Below are 17346 nucleotides of genomic sequence, written 5' to 3' on the forward strand. Positions count from 1 at the left end.
TCAGAATAACCGTTGGAGAATAACTACCTTTATTATTCACTTACCTCAAACGTCAGAACCCGATCATATAAGATCTGGTCCTTATTGCTCTTGAAAGGCCCTTTCTTATTTTCATGCTTGTCAATTGCATAAGATGTTTTTCCGCTTCCAGCTTGTTTTGCTTCGTACCAATCGATAAAGCTGTTAACTTCTTGCATAATCAGATCGAACTCTTTTTCTAAGCCGGTAGTCATGGTCCCACAAGGATAGCACGGTTCCCTGAAGGTTGTTCAGGTTCAACTGCAGGCCCTTGAGGAGTGGCAGATGCCTCATTGGAAATTCAGATTCAACACTATTAACAATAGCACTCACTCCAAAATAGTATGTAGTTCCATTAGTTAGTCCCGGAATAACGAAATTCCCAAATTGATCTTTTGTAGCTTTTACTTTTTCTGTAACTTGCCCGATTCGATTCAATAATAAATTATGTATTTTTCAACGTTCTGAGGAGCCATGTATGGCCTCCGTTTTTGTGTCCTGAATTCGTACTATTTCGGAAGTATCTACCGCCCATAATCTTAATGGATAACAGGTTATATCCTTTTAATGGAGCGCCATAATCAATGAGTTGCTCAGGATCCACTTGGATTCCTGCAGATGGATACGCGTACCTGAGTCAAGGCTGCTGTGAGGAAGTCTTGAAACTCGTTTCAAATACTCACTTTGATTATATTACTACTCTGACATTGACCGCAAGATATCTAGTCTATATGACGCTGGTTAACTCGAAAATCTCCTAATTAAAATAACATGCTTATACAGATATTATAAAGGTATAAGATCGTAATTCTAAAGCGATACAATCTCATTAATTAACAGAGACAATTTCGGCTAAAGAACCCAGCGGAACTCATCCTCTAACATCAGCTTTATTTCACACCGTGCAGAGTTTAATCCCACAACTATTCCTGAGATCGGCTCTTAGAAGAATGGGTTAAATAATATCAAATCAACCGTACTACTTCTATTATAAGAGTCAACAAGTACTTCACTGATCCGTTGCATTTCCCAATCGTCAAGTTCCGGCTTACCACATCTCTTCTGTTGCTCACACTGAGCCAACCATGCCTCTCTGTGTTCAGGCATAATCATTCTAGATGTCTCATACAATCCGTTATCCTTCCGCCTGCTACGCATGACAAGCCCCCTTAATATTGAGTCCAATAGTCAATGTTCCCAGAGGATGGTGTGTGGTCTACCTTAGGACGTTCACCCTCACGTTCCCAACCCTCAAGGATAACAATATTGGCCGTATCCGACCTGTTATCCCAGTGTATGTATCCCGCAACCACTAGAGCGTCCATAGCAACCATGACGTCTGGTTTATGCTTGCCCGTTTTGACTGTAAGTTCATGGATAGTAGGAAATCTACACCGTCCACCTTTGTAGTTATATAAGATCCTAAGGACCTTTCTTTGATAATCCGTTAACAAGTAAATCAACTCGTGAACACTATATGCGAAGATAAGTTCTTAACGAAACAAGAAAAAAGCCCCATCAGCATAAGTGGACGGAGCATTCCTCATTAGTATTCACTTACCTCACACGTAAGTACAAGATCGAATATGATGTTAGTCCTTGCCGCTCTTGAACGGGCCTTTGTTATTATCTTGCTTGTCAATCGCGTATGATGCATTTCTGCTTACTGCTTATTTTGTTTCATTCCAATCGATGAAACTATTTACTTCTTGCATGCTCAAGTCAAATTCTTTTTCCAGGCCGGTAGTCATAGTTACAACGAGGATCGCACGATTTCCTGTAGGTTGTCCAGGTTCTGGATCAGGAATCGTTGCTGGATTTGTGGGTTCATTTTTATAAATGTAAATTTTTAGGGCTGTCTTCAAAGTACTACTTCCATTAGTACCACCAATAATAAAATATCTCCATTGACAGTTACTGCTACGCTTTGATTTCTTGGGGTAGTTAAATCTTTGAATGATCTAACTTCGTTGGTTTCAGGATTATATACTTCTACTCTTGATTGTGAGTTAGTATTGTTAAGCCCACCTAATACATAAATTTCCCCATTATAAACAGTTGAAGGTGCAGAAGTAGTAGCTGTTTTAAAGCTAATTATTTTTGTCCATGTGTCATTAGCCACAATATACTCGTATATTGCCCTCGACATCCCACTAATGAAACTGGTTCCTTCGCCATAAGCATACATTTTTCAAGTGTATAGAAAAATTTTACATTTATAATGTAAATATATACTATTAAATAGAAACATATTCCAATTATAAGGGTGATACAAATGAAGAAAAAGCTTATGATTGGTCTTTTAACCGTCGTTACATGCTTAACTCTTGGCTCTACATCTTTTGCAGCTAGTGATATGACCAAAACTTCAAACAATACCACAACGGAAAATGTGAAAGTAGCCCCTTATGCTTCGATGGATATTTATAGAGGAATAATCTACAAAAAATCAGATTACCCTGATGGTAACGACATACCAAATAAAAATTATTATTCTGAAGGAGCCTTATCTGGTTGGATAACGCTAGTTGAGATCAAAAGCCTTACAGGTGTAACTTGGATTGCCTACTATCAAGGAACCATTAGCTAACCATAATAAATTTCAGAACTCCCTCCTATATTTGTGAAATTTAGGAGGGAGTTCTGATTCTAGTAATTGTGCTTTATCGACTAATGTACGTCGATTATATTATCAACTCTGCCAATGCATTTGAAGGAGAATACATATGAACGCCAATGGAACCTAATCCCGATCCATTACCGTCAGGTGACCGTGCTATACTTGTAATTACAATGACAACAGGCTTGGAGAAAGAATACGATCTTCCAATGATTGATGTAAATGCATTCCTCAATTGGTATGATGCTCATGATGTAGGAGTTGGTCCGGCCAAAGGATATGTCCATTTACAAATAAATGCGCCATAGGTTTAATATGAACAATCTGGTTTATCGCTTCAAGATTATCTGGATTTTTGGATCAACGATTATAAATAAGGAAGTGTTCGGAAGAATACATTGGGGAAAGATACCACCATGACCTTGATCTGGTTCTATGTAGGGAAGATGGAAACTTCATGCCTAAATCATCATTGTTCAATGCCTTCTCCCGCATCTTACAACGTTGTGATCTCCCATCCCTCCCCATTCACTCTCTCCGACATACCTGCGCTGTTCTTTTACTTGAGTCCGGGGCAGATATGAAATTCGTTCAAGAACAATTAGGTCACGGAAGTATTCAGATCACATCAGATGTATATGCCACATCTCAGGCAAGATCCAGAAAAGCAATATAGATAGATTTGAGAAATTCACTGAAGAAATTTTCGAATAGAAAAATATTTTGTGGGCACTTTGATTTTTCTTTAAATATATAGGTACTTGCCCACAAAAAGAAAAAAACCTCAGCGCTAGAGCGCCAAGGGATTGAGCTATTAGTATAAAGTAATATATTGATCGCGTTCCCATTGGTGGACTTGTGTGCGGTTTATGTACGTTAACTTCATATGATTGTATATCTCAATGAAAACGGGCTTTATAGGAATAAATACAGAAACACACGGTCAAAATTGATCATAAGTTTTCATAAGTTGGGGGACGTTTGGGGGATGAATTGGGGGACGTCCTCCTAATCCTATATGAATCAAGCATACGGCTTTATTCAAAATAGAAATTGCTTATTTGGAACATATATGTAGAAGAAAAAACTGAGTCCCTGGGATAATCGCTTGGGCTCGATCAATTATAAACTTGCCTAAGCGATCTCTTCAAGCTTGATCCAACTATAATCCTCTTCACCTCTGACAAGCTTAATCCTTCTATTTAGCCTATCAATAGGAACTATGCGAATAGGTACTCACATAGTCTAGGCTAGAATAAAAGGCTGGGCAAGATCCAGCTCCTACTCAACAAACCGTATGTTAGATTTTCCCTTTACGGGTTTCCGATGTTCGTCATTCATGCGCATGCAGATTACAGTAACGTTTTTAATCCATATTGCCTGGCAATATACTTCACCTCAATCGCATCCAGCTTCTGGGTTGTCTATTCTTTATATACAAATCGATTTAATCGTTGCAGAATTTACCAGTACAGTCTAGCTAACTTCTACTGACTGAAGTTTATATATTAATAGTTTCTCCTTCCCTGAATCTTTGGATCGAGCCACGCTACATGTTCCTAAAATGTTCTCACCCGCATATTCGCCGGTTTGGAAATAGTGCCATCGTACAGGCTGCGGATGGTGGTTACATTTCTTTCAACGCTCGCTCAAATTCCTTGAGGAAGTTCAGTTCTCCTTGTTCCCCAATCTCTGTCAGCGGTCACTGTATCCACGACTTCTGCCACCCTATACGCTTTCACTCGTTTACACGCCTCGTACAGCACACCCCCGCGGAAGAATTTTTCATACATGACATGCCATTTGTGCTTGTGGTTCTCCTTTGCCGCATGAACTAGCTTTTCAAGTTGTTTAATCATTTTCTTGGTTGTTATGAGCACCTCGGACTCCCTACCTCAGACGTTTCAATTCGTCTTTTTGGAATTATAGATTGTCTCTTTACGGATTCCTAAAAAAACTGTGTGAAGGAGGGTCTGCCATGATCACTGCAGGATTTTTCATTCCATTCTGTTCCCCATTACGCCGAATTGTTATCCACTGCTGCTCCAAGTTCTGCATAGCTTTCTTAGCCTTCGTCCAGTTTCACAATACTCGTCAGCCTCTTTCCTCCCTTGCGAGGCCTTTTGGATAACGTGGCAGGATTTCTTCATGTTGCGGCCTGAATTGTTGCTCGTCCTGTCTCTGACGGGTACTATTGTCGATGTGCTCTTACACACAGACTTCGCCATATGCAAGCATCCTGGCTACCATTGCTCCTTGGTCGGACTTTCACCAACAAGATCATACGTGTATCTGGGCACACTAAAACAAAAAAAGCCGCTATAATAGTAACTTTAATGGGATATTTTCTATCCGACATAAATAGATTTAATATTCGTTCACTGGACCACAACCAAAAGGTTGGCAAGTCTGGATTGTCGATGCTGTTTCAATGAAACCTGTATAATCATGATATTTATAATAGTGATGGTCCTTCCTGATGAATAATGTCGCACTAAAATCACTATGCCTAACATCTCTAGTGTATGTTTTTGTTACCCAGTAGGCTCTAGGAGCATCCTTAGAAAGATAATAACCACCGATACTTACCAGTATACCTGCTATTTTTCCACCTACAGGTCCTCCAATAAAGGAAGCGAGTATACCTGCTATTGCAGAAGCAGTGGCATATATTATCTCAGTGGAATTTTCCACTTTGCCTTTATATACATAACCGTCCGCTAATGCTTGTGGCGAGAAACTGAGATCTTCGTGAATAGGTTTTATTTCGTTTGTAGCATAATTCACTTCGCCAGTTTGGAGATTTTCATACTTTACTTTAGTCTCATCAACTTTTGTAATTTTTAACTCATCTTTACTATTTAAATCTGTTGCAATATAATAGCTGTCATATTGAATTAATGTAGAACCGTCTTTAAAAGTGATGGAATTATCGGTTGTACTTTCGACTAGTTCTAAAAGGCTATTTTCTACTTGAAGTGCTGGTAAAGAATTTGCCTGATCTTGAGCGAATGCTGGAATTGAGATAGATGTAGAAAGCATGACTCCGGCTAAAATGTTTTAGCAATTTTCATTGTTTGTATCATTTTAGTCCTCCATTCAATTCTAATCTTTCTTTTTTCTAAAAAAATCGAATTTGATTACGTAATCAAACAAAGATGTAATCACAATAGCCCCAATTGGAATAAACAAATAAACCCAGAACGGATTATTTGGAGCTTCACCAGGCGGAGAATCTGTTAAAATAAAGTAAAGAACAATGCAATAGATTATAGCCAATACAATACCTGTTATGTTTCTATTTTTCATAGTTGCTCTCACCTCTTGTTCACAGAATCAAGTATTGTATTTCCAACTCAAAAATATTATGACATAAATTTGGTATAATTTCTCTTATATACCTTAAAGTTTTTAAATAATATTTATGATGATAGCTTTAACCAGTATAATTCCCTTTGCTCAACAGCTATTTTCAGTACTATATTTCGTTTTTAATATCTGACTCCCTATCTCAGCGTTTCAGTTGCTATATAATAATATGTAACTTCTCATGCGCTAGGATACTAAATGATATTTTCAGTTAAACGCACAATGATTAGACACATCTCTATTCCGACACTTGGTACAAGGTACAAGTTCTGGTCTCGAACTAAGGACATGAACTATAAAGCTAAAGTATGGTCAAATTCTCTGAAATAGGGTAGAATTATTATAGTTACTTTCTCAGCGATAAAACAAATGTAGTAGACTAAACATAACTTTCGGAGCCAAATATGACTCCTGCACAAACGAGCCTTATATACAAAGGCTCGTTTTTTGATGTATCTTGTAAAATATCTTTTCTGTTACTAATTCGAAGATTTTCCTTTTTACATCTTTCAACAACAACATTTTACTGCTCTGTTCGATACTTTGATTAACTTGCGCTTACACTGCTGTAAGGCGGTTTTACATACACAAAAAAAGGAATAACGTTCTATACAGTACCCGTTCTCTCGAGATGTGCCATCATCTCTTATCAGAAGTTTTCCCATCATTCCTACAGCTACCGCATACGTACTCTCCGTATAGGACGAATGCTTTCCATATAAAAGCTCGATCTTCCATAATGCCTCAACCGTTTTTGGCATCTCGCTGAACTGAACATTCGGCGCAAACCATCAAGCCCCTAGAAAAGAAAAAAAGACGACCCACCAATTCGAGTCGCCTTCATTCCAACTCAATGCCAGTTTAAAAAATCACGAAACGACCCAAACAGCTCCGTCAAAATACACCCCGAAAATGAAGGGGAACTAGAGAAGCTGAAGAACAATTGGATCGGACAAACTTCATGAATAAGCATAAATCTTCATAATAAACAGAAAAGTTTCAGCGCTAAGTACACAAGTAGATCTTATAAAAACTCGAAGTCATAGCTCACGTTTTTAAAACTTGATGATACGAACAAACACTCTAAACAGCGACCTATTGTAAATCATCACCATAAGATATCATTATTTTAGCCCGGTATCGGTTAGTATTAATCCACATTTACAGGCTCGATCACTTCGAATAAAAATGGATTACCATTTAAATATTCTCTTATGTATGCTTGGGCATACTTTTGTTCATCGATTAAACTGGTTGTTTCTCTTGGATCAGAGGAGTGATGGCAGGTGTTCTCGATCATGAACATGACAAAAAAACATTCCAGATCCCGAATATAGTCCGTTTCCAACTTCCTAATACTCTCATAACCTTGGACAAGCATCCATCGATGTTTTGGCCAAAGCTCCAATATGGTACCTGCCATATCATAGAGATAATATCCGTACCCACATCTTCCAAAATCAATCGGATAGGGTTGATTATCTCTAAAAACCATATTACCGGTATGTAAATCAGCATGAATGAGCCCATAGTTATGTTCACTTGGATGCATCGTGGTAAGTTGGGATACAACCTTCTCAGCTGCATCTTGATACAGCTTCCACCCCTCTTCGGATAAAAAACGCTCATAATAACGTTCCAACTTAGCCATTTCACGTTTAAAACTTTCTACTCCCCAAGTAGGTCTTACAAAATCAGAAGGTGGATTGAAATCCTTTGCCGCTGCATGGAGCCTGCTCATCAATACACCCATATTATATGCTTGATTATCTGTAAATTCACCTACTGCTTTTTCACCTTCTATCCACCGCATCATCGTTACATAAGGGCGCCTATATCCTATCTCTGTTTCGATGTCCAATACATAAATACTATCACAATTTGCCATCCCTTCTGGTACAGTTAGATCTTTCGATTTGTTCAGGGCTTGTAACAGTAGGAGCTCCGAACGAATTTCCTCTCTGCTTAATCGGTCCGAATGAATGCGAAGTAAATAATTGTTATCTGTACTGGTTTCAATTTTATAGGTGATCGTATCGGATAGTTGAATAAACTGGATGTTATCCCATTCTAAGTCATACTTTCGAATTGCAGATAAAGCGACTTTCCTTGCTCTGATTAATAACGCCCGCCGTTCTTCATCAGTATCAAATCTAAAAAAATCATTCATTTGTTATCCCCCTACAGTTTTATGAAGTAAACCAACTACTTCTCTTATATGTTATTATAACGATAGTAAAAGCTTGAAAATATGTAGTAAACAATTTAAACCATAATATACACAAAAAAGTCACATTAGGATTTCTTCCAATGCGACTTTTGTTAAGCTATTATTTTGTATAAACGATCTTTTTAATAGTATCGCTTGAAAGGAAAAATCGATCTGAAAGTTTCTCGATAGTGTCACCATCGAGAAACTTTCGCCGGATTTCATCATTTCTAAGATTATAACTTTTCTGCTGCCTGAATTTTCACCCCGATTTTTAACGCAAACCTTTTGATTTTGGGGACGTAAACCAATCCACCGTTCATATACTTTTGTATTTCATTTAATAACTCTTCCAGAAAGATGATGTCGGCATTTACATATCTCATGATAGCCGCTCCTTAAAATAGTTGAATTTTAAGGTAGCAAAGTCTACACTATAACAATTATCACTATCCGGATTTAAGCTGTTACTTATATTATTAGCTCTATACAAACAACCGCCGTTGTTCATAAAATAAACTTTGCATAGAACATATCTCGAACATTGTCATAGTGTCTCTCCTTCCTAAATAACATTCAAACTAAAATATGTCTTCATCGGAAATAGAATGCTATCTCAATAGTAAGATATTACTCCAAGTGGGCGAAGTGTCAACACTATACAATTAAATCGTTTGAGCTAAACTGTCACATCTCATCTATTCCTTACGGACCATCAATATTAGACACTCCACATGTATCGAGTACGTGAATACTTTAAGCTCCTTCCTGCAAACTCAGCGTTGCCGATGCGATATCCAGTTCAATTCTCTGCTTTATCACTAGCGATGATATGGTTCACCTCAGTTAATCTTAAACTAAACTGCCCGCTAGCTTAATGAATTAGAGCAGTGACAAGTAGTTAAATACTTATCTAATCGGTAATCAGATCATTTCCTTGTCCTTTTCGGCAATCGGTACAAGTTCTGGTCTCGAACCAAGGACAAGAACTTTAAAGCTAAAGTATGGTCAAATCCTGTGAAATAGGGTAGAATTGTTTTAGTTACTTTTCCGCAAGAAACCTCTGCACTAATCCAAACATAGTTATTGGAGCCAAATATGACTCCTGCACAAACGAGCCTTAGTTACCGAAGGCTCGTTTTTTGATGATTTTTTTAAAATATCTTTTCCGACTTTAATTCGAAGCTCTTTCTCCAACCCAGAACATTTCACTACTCTGCTCAAAATTACGCTTACATCGCCGTGAGGCGGTTTTACATACACAAAAAAGGAACTAACGTTCTATTAGGAGGAATCAGAATGGCAAGTTTTAAGAAATTAAAAAGTGGCTGGAGGTATCGGTTAAAGTACACCGATCCGTTCACTCAACAACAAAAAGAGAAATCTGAGGCTGGTTTTGGAACTAAACCAGAGGCTGAACTAGCTGCTGCTGAATTTTTAAGGCAGCTAAAGCAAGGGTTTGAACAGACAGGCATTCCTTTGGTCGATTACATTCGAAATTGGATAGATAACTCTAAAAAAGGAGTTGTACGAAAGAATACGATCAAACAACATGAGAATAACTTAAACACCATATCCAACCTTATTTTAAGCGTCTGATGCTCAAAGATTTAAAACCAGATATGTATCAAGTCTTTTTGGACTCTCTATTTAAAAAGGGACTCAGTAAACGAACGGTCGAGATCATTAACTCAACAGTATACTCAGCCATAGAGCATGCATTGATTCAAGGGAAAATATTACGCAATCCATGTAAAGGTTCAATTATTAAAGGAGAGCACAAAAAGAAGACGATCCAATTCATTGATTCAGAGGACATTCCCATTTCTTCATACTGCTCGAGGAGATGGGTACATTTATTGGATTTTCTTTAAAGTGCTGATTGAAACGGGGTTACGAAAAGGGGAGGCTGCCGCTCTAAAGTGGTCGGATATCAATTTCAAAGAAAAGATGATCCGTGTTGATGTAACACTCGATTTTCAAGCTGAAGACGAGGACGAACTTTTCGGAGATACAAAAACCGGAATTCTACCCGCACCATTAGTGTAAGTAACGGAATCATAAATGATTTGAGGTATCATGCTTCATGGCAGAATCAAAATAAGATCAATTTAGGGGAGTCCATGTACAGACACGATTTAAATCTCGTCTTGTGCAGGAATGATGGTAGTCCGATGCCTAAATCTAGTCTTTTTAATGCTTCGAAGAGAATTTTGAGAAAAGCGGGTTTAAGTGAGGAATTAACGATCCATTCCTTGAGGCATACCTATGCCGTGATCATGCTTGAAGCTGGGGCTGACATAAAATTTGTACAAGAGCAACTCGAGCATGGCAGTGTGCAAATTACATCAGATGTGTATGCTCATATTTCCAAGAAGTTAGAAAAGCGTAACATTGATAAATATGAAGAGTACACTTCCCGTATTTTTGGATCAGAAAATCAAAAACCGGGGGACGTTTGGGGGGCGCAACCTCAATAGAAGTGCAATCTTCCCAAAACGTCCCCCGGTTCATTTCTTCAAAACCCCGTAGTTACAAGGTTTTTTCGATTAGTACAACGTAATATATTGATCGCGTTCCCATTGGTGGACTTGTGTGCGGTTTATGTTCCATGCTTTCAAAGTGGATCACCCACCATAATAAATCGGCTTAAAACAAGTATTATCAGTGATCAGCTTATCAGAACTAATCATAATTATTCAGACTTTTGTGGGCATTTTGTGGGCGCTTTTGTGGGCGCCCTTTTTTTCTTATTATAATGAAGAAACTCGTTTCAGATACTCACTTTGATTGCATTACTACTCTGACATTCAATGCAATAAATCTAGTCTATATAACGCTGGTTAAATCGAAAATCTCCTAATTAAATAATATGCTTATACAGATATTATAAAGTATAAGCTCTCAATTCCAAAGCGATACAATCTCATTAATTAATAGAGACAATTTCGGCTAAAGAAACCCAGCGGAACTCATCCTCTAACATCAACTTTATTTCACACCTTGCAGAGTTTAATCCCACAACTACTCTGATATCGGCTCCTCGAAGAAAGGGTTAAATAATATCAAATAAACCGTACTACTTCTATTATAAGAGTCAACAAGTACTTCACTGATTCGCTGCATTTCCTGATCGTCCAAATTTGGCTTGCCACGTCTCTTCTGTTGCTCACACTGAGCCAACCATGCCTCTCTGTGTTCAGGCATAATCATCCTGGATGTCTCATACAACCCGTCATCCTTTAGTCTGCTACGCATGACAAGCCCCCTTAATATTGAGTCTAATAGTCAATGTTCCCAGAGGGTGGTGTTTGGTCTACCTTAGGACGTTCTCCCTCACGTTCCCATCCTTCCAGTATCAATATGTTAGCCGTGTCAGACCAACCTTCCCAATGTATGTATTCCGCAGCAATGACATCTGGTTTATGCTTACCCGTTTTGACTGTAAGTTCGTGGATAGTAGGAAACCTACGCCGTCCACCTTTGTAGTTATATAAGATCCGAAGGACCTTCCTTTGATAATCCGTTAACATGTAAATCACCTCTCCATTATCATATAAGAACATACGTTCTTTTATCAATAAAAAGACATTGCCATTTATTTTTATAGTCTAGTCCAGAATTTTATAGTAAAATCGAACTGAAAAAGTAAAAATATGGAGGGGTATTATGGGAGCAAAGAACCAAGTTATTGCTGGTGATTACAAAGGAAAGTATTTAACACTGATGTTCGGATCAGTCAGCTTATCAACCGGATTCTTTTCTTCAATTAATCTAGATAAAACTACTGTTGAAGAATACGAAGTGATGGATGCAACACGAAGTAAAAGTGCTGTGAGTGCTGTTGGAAGAGGTTTTGTTGGAAGTTTAATTCTAGGACCTGTTGGTCTACTTGCTGGGCTTTCAGCAAAAGAAAAAAGCACTCACACAATTGCCTTACAATTTAATGACGGGAAGAAAAGTTTAATTGAAGTTGACGACAATATATATAAAGCCATCATGAAGAAGCTCTTCTAAAGATACAATAGATCTACATAAAATCGGAAACGAGGTGTTTATCCTAGTTAAGATTGAACACTCCAAAGAGATGGAAGATTATTAAATAACTTAGCTAGTGAAATTGAAATCCTTTATAACATACCAGACCTCAAGGGTTCTGTAGCTCAGATTAAATGGGCACGAGATATCAGGATCAAATTTTTAAATCAAGTCCACGACAAAGATGAAAACTTAGAGACTTTGTTGCCACTCCAAAAAAAGACTTCTGCATCGTGGTGGATTAATAACAAAGATTTAACTTTAGAACAGTTAATTAAAAAATCAGCATTACCTTAGGTCAACTACCCCAGCTGGCTAGACAGGCAACAGGACAAATACGCCTGTGTTTCACTATATATCATATGATAAGAAATAACGCAAAAAGGCTCCGCAATTCAACCGCGGTAGCCTTAGTTAACAACTTTTTTAGAATTCGCTTACTTCAAACGTCAAGACACGATCAAATAGGATGTAATCCTTGCGACTTTTGAATGGTCCCTTGTTATTATCGTGCTTGTTAATTGCATAAGATGCCTTTCCACTTCCCGATTGTTTTAATTCGTACCAGTCGATGAAGCCATTAACTTCTTTCATACTCAGATCGAACTCTTTTTCCAAGCCAGTTGTCATTGTTACAACTAAGATCGCGCGATTACCCGCTGGTTCTTGTGGTTCAACTACCTGCGCTTGAGGAGTTGCTGAAGCTTCATTGGAATATTCGGACTCAACTCCATTTACAATAGAATTCACTACAAAATAGTATTTCGTCCCATTAATGAGCCCTGGTACGATAAAATTCCCATATACATCTTTTGTAGCTGTAACAGTTTCAGTGTATTTACCTGGGTCAGTGCCATATCTAATAGTGTATTTATCTGCACCTTCAACTTGCTCCCATGATAGAGCAACCTGACTGTCACCTGGTACAGCTTTCAGGTACAAAGGTTCACTCTCTCCTACTAATCTTCCGTTATCATCAATATCAATGGCATCAAGCGAAAATGTATTACTTGTACTCGTCGTCGTTAACTTCACTTCATGAACACCAAGGGGTAAATTTAAAGATTCAAAAACCAGAGCTTGATATAAATTTACTGAATTATTTGGATTGTATGTAGAAATCTTCCCATCTATTTCAATAGTTACGTTGTTCACTCTGTTGTTCCAGTAGACATCAATAATTCGCAACTTAGTTCCATAAAATTTAAACTTAATTGCGTTTGATGTTGCGCCGGATAATTTATTGAAATGACCTGATCCCCCGTAAGTATTTACATCATCGGTCACATGACTCCATCCAACACCTTCATATTTAATGAACGGGTCCATATCATCATACCTTTTCCAGCCTTCGTCTGGAGATATTAAACTTTCACCAATTGATGCTGCATTCACATTATGGTTTAAAACTATACCAGTTATAAAAAATAAAACTGCAAACAAAAAACTTATCTTTTTCAAAAACGTTACCTTCATGAATATTCCCCCTGAAATAGTTATCTGAACAGATTAAAAGATACAATGCGCTTCTATATCATGTCTAAACATAAACTTGCTGATCTATAAAAATCATCTAATTTATTGCATTTTTATTTTATATTGGATGCGCATCTCCACAAATTACCCGTTTCTATCCTTAAAGATTTGAGTAAAATTACATAGTATAGAGTCTCAAATGAGGCATTATCCTGTGTGGTAGATTCACAATCTCAGATCCCATAGACGCGATAATGGACAGATAGTATGCATCTATAGCTGATGGCTTTGACTACAAGCCTAATTACAATGCAGCGCCTATGCAAGTACATTCCTACAATTATTGGCAGCATAGACGGTAATCGATTGGGTACTTTCCGATGGGGACTAGTTCCTTCATGGGCCAAAAACGACAAGTTCGGTAATAAGATGATTAATGCCCGGGCTGAGACATTGAATGAAAAGGCATCCTTTGAAAGGTTGATCAGTTCAAAGCGTTGTATCATTCCGACAAATGGATTTTACGAGTGGAAGAAAGAAGAATCGGCAAAGCGTCCAATGCGCATTTTGATGAAGGATGACCGCTTGTTCTCGCTTGCTGGCCTGTACGATACCTGGACAGATCCGGATGGAAACAAATTGAGTACGTACACCATTATTACAACGGAACCAAATAGTCTTATGGAGGATATCCATAATCGTATGCCGATCACCTTGCGATCTGAGGATGAGGCTGAGTGGCTCGGAAGAGATAATGATGATGTTCAGTCACTACTTGGTCTGCTTAAGCCATATCAAGCTTCAGAAATGCGAGCGTACGAGGTGCCGAAGGAAGTCGGCAATGTGCGGAATAACAGTGAAGGGCTGTTAAAAGAGATAGGATAGAAAGTTATCAGCTTTATCGACTTAGAGAGGTCGTTAAAGCTTTTTTTATTATATCTAACACTTACTTGAATATATAGACATAATTGTTTATACATGGTTCTCTCGAAAAAGTATTATCATTTATGCAAATACATTCTGAAGGAGAATAAACATGAAGAAAAAAATAGTTTTACCGATCTTATTATCATTCATTTTAGTTTTAAGTTTTGGGACAAGTGTTTTCGCTGCTAATCTTGGACAGTCTTTAAAGTCTCCAGAAGCTGGATGGAACAGATTCGACGATGACAACAGTAAGTTTATCTACACTGGTGAATGGGAAACTAGCAATAGCGGCAGTGTCGCATGGTATGGTGGCGGAGTAAAATATATTACAAAATCAAGCGACAACGATTCAGTTAGATTTAATTTTCAAGGCACAAAGTTAAGAGTCATTGCACAGACTCATATAAGCAGAACAGATAAGGTTCAAGTGAAAATTGATAATGAAATCATTGATACATATAGTATCAATAATTCAGCTTCTACAGACCAATCTTTAATTTTTGAAAAAGTGGGTCTAACAGACTCAGTGCATAATGTAGAATTAATAAACTTAAATCCACAAGCTGATTTCATTTTTGATGCCATCGACATTGATGGAGAACTTCTAGATCCCACCACATCTACTCCTAATCCAGAACCTCAACCAGCGGGAGACCGCGCTATATTAACAGTATCAATGATAGGTGGTTTAGAAAAAGAATACGACCTTCCAATGAGTGATGTAAATGCATTCCTCAACTGGTACGATGCTCGTGATGTAGGAACTGGCCTAGCTAAATTTGGTATCAACAAATACAGCAACAACAAAGGTCCATTCAGCAAGCGTACAGATTACGTGATATTTGATAAAATTTTGACGTTTGAAGTGAGTGAGTATACAAGCAACTAAAACGAAAGAGCAGTGAGGTTATCCCTCCTGCTCTATTGTTGTAGCCTAAGCCATATTCAATGATGTATCCTTGATCATCTAAATCATGCCAGACGAATACCCGGACCTTAATTAAGGCTGCCGTGAGGTAATCCATATCTGTTTGTAGTACCCGATATCTATTCATTCTTCCACATCCATACATTTTTATAGAAAAATATACCTAGGTCTGATAGACTGTTTTCTTTTGTTAATTATTACTAAATCAGGAGGAAGAAGATTGAAATTAAAGAAGGTCCAGCTCAAAATGTATTTCAGTATATGACTACAGATTACATACGCATCACTAGTTCAGTAAACAAAGTAGACGAATCGTTACGGGATGTAATGATGATTGGACAAGGAAATGGTACTCTGTCCTCTGGAGCAGATATTATTATAAGTATTGGATTGGTTATATTGGCAACCAACGCTGACATACCTACATCAGCCGTAGGCGATATTATGAAAAATTTAGGAGTCATCGATGAAGGTGTAGATTGGACAACAATTGATGAATCCACAGAGGTTAATGGCGTTCGTTATACTCTTACCGGTTCTGATGTTCTTGGAATCATGTTTAGCGCTAGTGACGCAAATGATAAGTAATCTATAAAGGAGACTATTATGAAAAGATTACTAGCTCTACTCCGTGCCATATCAATGTACTGAATATATTTGAATAAACAAAGGTGGCAGGTTATCCCTGTCGCCTTTTCTTTTGTTATTAATAGAGTTCTTAATTACTGAAAATTTCCAATATAGTATTCACAGAACTAATATTTTACATGTTAAGCATTTACAATATTAAATTATATATGGTATATTTAACCATGGTTGGCCAACCGTCATATGTGAGAGGCTATTCGACATCTAAGTTCAAATAATCACACAAACCAGAATCTCTATTTTATTGGTTCTAGTATATTTAGGAGGTTTGAATATGAAAAGATTAAGAAAATTCTCTATTTCTGTTATGGCAACTGCTTGTTTATTAGCATTCGGTTCCGGCTCTGCATTCGCTAAAACTGGTTGGGCTGATTCCTTTGAGACAGCAGAAGTGATGTACTCAAGTGTTAACCAGTCTTCCGGATTTAGCGCAACACAGTATTTAGATAGCATGAGTGATAACGATTATTATGTTGTAGACAACACAAATGGATCTTCTGTTGTCACATTTAGTGTTATTGCTACCCCACCACCTAATTTCGATATTATTATGGGTATTATTAAAAAGGATGCTAGCGGTGCGATACTGTCCATTCAAATGGATAACTGGAATGGACCAGGATACGCTGAGGCAGTTGGTATGAGCGCTAAACCTGGTGAGAAGGTTTACTTCAGAATTATGGATAATGGTATCAACAACTACAACCAACCTTATACAATTCAATTCACTAAAAACTGATAATTAGTTTTATCAAAAAGCTCCCCCGCTTAATCTGCAGGGGAGCCATTTTATTTATAGTACTTTGACGACAGGATGAGTACAATGGGAAGTTTAACCTACGCGTTCCAAAGAGTCTCCACGAATCTGGAGTTCTCTCATTAAGCGACGTACCTTTTTGTGATTCACCTCGAGGCCTTTCTTTTACTGACGCGGTTCGCATACGTTTGTAGCCGAAATAAGGACGAAGCCGATGAATGCCTAAAATATGTGCTTTTAGATCCGCATCCCGATCCGCTCGTTTCTCTCTGAGGATGATATTCTTCTTCCATTTGTAGTAACCCGTACGAGAAATTTCAGCAGTTTTACACAACCAAACCACAGATGCCCACTTA

General features: G+C 37.8%; 16 protein-coding genes and 3 pseudogenes. 9 read left to right on the forward strand and 10 right to left on the reverse strand.

What is annotated here, in order from left to right:
* Positions 1–32: 32 nt before the first annotated feature.
* The 4 genes and pseudogenes from MHI55_RS18460 to MHI55_RS18475 form a co-directional block, all read right to left on the reverse strand.
* Positions 33–233: a hypothetical protein gene (locus MHI55_RS18460; protein WP_306068489.1), complete on the reverse strand. Its 201-nt coding sequence runs from the start codon at positions 231–233 to the stop codon at positions 33–35.
* Positions 234–960: 727 nt separating this feature from the next.
* Positions 961–1176, reverse strand: a complete 216-nt coding sequence (locus tag MHI55_RS18465) for a YolD-like family protein (protein ID WP_083684330.1) — start codon at positions 1174–1176, stop codon at positions 961–963.
* A 388-nt stretch (positions 1177–1564) separates the two neighbouring features.
* Positions 1565–1814 (reverse strand): annotated as a pseudogene (locus MHI55_RS18470) (fibronectin type III domain-containing protein); the annotation flags it as partial.
* Positions 1815–1879: 65 nt separating this feature from the next.
* Entirely contained in the window at positions 1880–2140 is a 261-nt protein-coding gene (locus tag MHI55_RS18475) for a kelch repeat-containing protein (protein ID WP_179087841.1), read from the reverse strand.
* A gap of 153 nt (positions 2141–2293) precedes the next feature.
* On the opposite strand from MHI55_RS18475, the gene MHI55_RS18480 reads away from it, so the two are divergent.
* From MHI55_RS18480 to MHI55_RS18490, 3 genes and pseudogenes are all read left to right on the forward strand, one after another.
* Entirely contained in the window at positions 2294–2608 is a 315-nt protein-coding gene (locus MHI55_RS18480; protein WP_076250185.1) for a hypothetical protein, read from the forward strand.
* 158 nt (positions 2609–2766) lie between these two features.
* A pseudogene (locus MHI55_RS18485) lies at positions 2767–2886 on the forward strand (fibronectin type III domain-containing protein); the annotation flags it as partial.
* Between the two features lie 179 nt (positions 2887–3065).
* Complete coding sequence (locus MHI55_RS18490; protein ID WP_256720001.1) at positions 3066–3314, forward strand: tyrosine-type recombinase/integrase; 249 nt, start codon at positions 3066–3068, stop codon at positions 3312–3314.
* A gap of 973 nt (positions 3315–4287) precedes the next feature.
* On the opposite strand, the gene MHI55_RS18495 is transcribed toward MHI55_RS18490, so the two are convergent.
* The 4 genes from MHI55_RS18495 to MHI55_RS18510 form a co-directional block, all read right to left on the reverse strand.
* Positions 4288–4497 (reverse strand): hypothetical protein, encoded by a 210-nt coding sequence (locus MHI55_RS18495; protein WP_339186884.1) that lies wholly within the window; start codon positions 4495–4497, stop codon positions 4288–4290.
* A gap of 508 nt (positions 4498–5005) precedes the next feature.
* Entirely contained in the window at positions 5006–5680 is a 675-nt protein-coding gene (locus MHI55_RS18500) for an adenosine deaminase (protein ID WP_340386570.1), read from the reverse strand.
* Between the two features lie 1477 nt (positions 5681–7157).
* A complete protein-coding gene (locus MHI55_RS18505) occupies positions 7158–8177 on the reverse strand; it encodes a phosphotransferase (protein WP_036613574.1) in 1020 nt (339 codons plus the stop codon).
* Between the two features lie 275 nt (positions 8178–8452).
* Complete coding sequence (locus MHI55_RS18510) at positions 8453–8602, reverse strand: hypothetical protein (RefSeq protein WP_256719987.1); 150 nt, start codon at positions 8600–8602, stop codon at positions 8453–8455.
* A gap of 913 nt (positions 8603–9515) precedes the next feature.
* Between MHI55_RS18510 and MHI55_RS18515 the strand changes: the two are divergent.
* A pseudogene (locus MHI55_RS18515) lies at positions 9516–10696 on the forward strand (tyrosine-type recombinase/integrase).
* 544 nt (positions 10697–11240) lie between these two features.
* Here the strand turns inward: MHI55_RS18515 and MHI55_RS18520 are convergent.
* The gene (locus MHI55_RS18520) at positions 11241–11474 is read right to left on the reverse strand and encodes a YolD-like family protein (RefSeq protein ID WP_083684324.1); all 234 of its coding nucleotides are present in this window, start codon (positions 11472–11474) and stop codon (positions 11241–11243) included.
* A gap of 411 nt (positions 11475–11885) precedes the next feature.
* Here MHI55_RS18520 and MHI55_RS18525 point away from each other — a divergent pair, with 411 nt between their 5' ends.
* On the forward strand, positions 11886–12233 hold the full coding sequence (locus MHI55_RS18525) for a hypothetical protein (protein ID WP_076250176.1): 348 nt from the start codon (positions 11886–11888) through the stop codon (positions 12231–12233).
* Between the two features lie 447 nt (positions 12234–12680).
* Here MHI55_RS18525 and MHI55_RS18530 read toward each other — a convergent pair whose 3' ends face one another.
* On the reverse strand, positions 12681–13730 hold the full coding sequence (locus MHI55_RS18530) for a fibronectin type III domain-containing protein (protein WP_340386571.1): 1050 nt from the start codon (positions 13728–13730) through the stop codon (positions 12681–12683).
* 282 nt (positions 13731–14012) lie between these two features.
* On the opposite strand from MHI55_RS18530, the gene MHI55_RS18535 reads away from it, so the two are divergent.
* From MHI55_RS18535 to MHI55_RS18550, 4 genes are all read left to right on the forward strand, one after another.
* Entirely contained in the window at positions 14013–14615 is a 603-nt protein-coding gene (locus MHI55_RS18535; protein WP_256719986.1) for an SOS response-associated peptidase, read from the forward strand.
* A 151-nt stretch (positions 14616–14766) separates the two neighbouring features.
* Positions 14767–15546, forward strand: coding sequence for a hypothetical protein (locus MHI55_RS18540; RefSeq protein WP_076250172.1), 780 nt, complete (start codon positions 14767–14769; stop codon positions 15544–15546).
* A gap of 300 nt (positions 15547–15846) precedes the next feature.
* Positions 15847–16173, forward strand: a complete 327-nt coding sequence (locus tag MHI55_RS18545) for a hypothetical protein (RefSeq protein ID WP_179087839.1) — start codon at positions 15847–15849, stop codon at positions 16171–16173.
* Positions 16174–16507: 334 nt separating this feature from the next.
* Positions 16508–16972, forward strand: a complete 465-nt coding sequence (locus MHI55_RS18550) for a hypothetical protein (protein ID WP_047843417.1) — start codon at positions 16508–16510, stop codon at positions 16970–16972.
* The last annotated feature ends 374 nt before the right edge of the window (positions 16973–17346 follow it).

This window comes from Paenibacillus sp. FSL E2-0151 (assembly GCF_037993015.1).
In the GTDB taxonomy this organism is placed as follows: Bacteria; Bacillota; Bacilli; order Paenibacillales; family Paenibacillaceae; genus Paenibacillus; species Paenibacillus amylolyticus.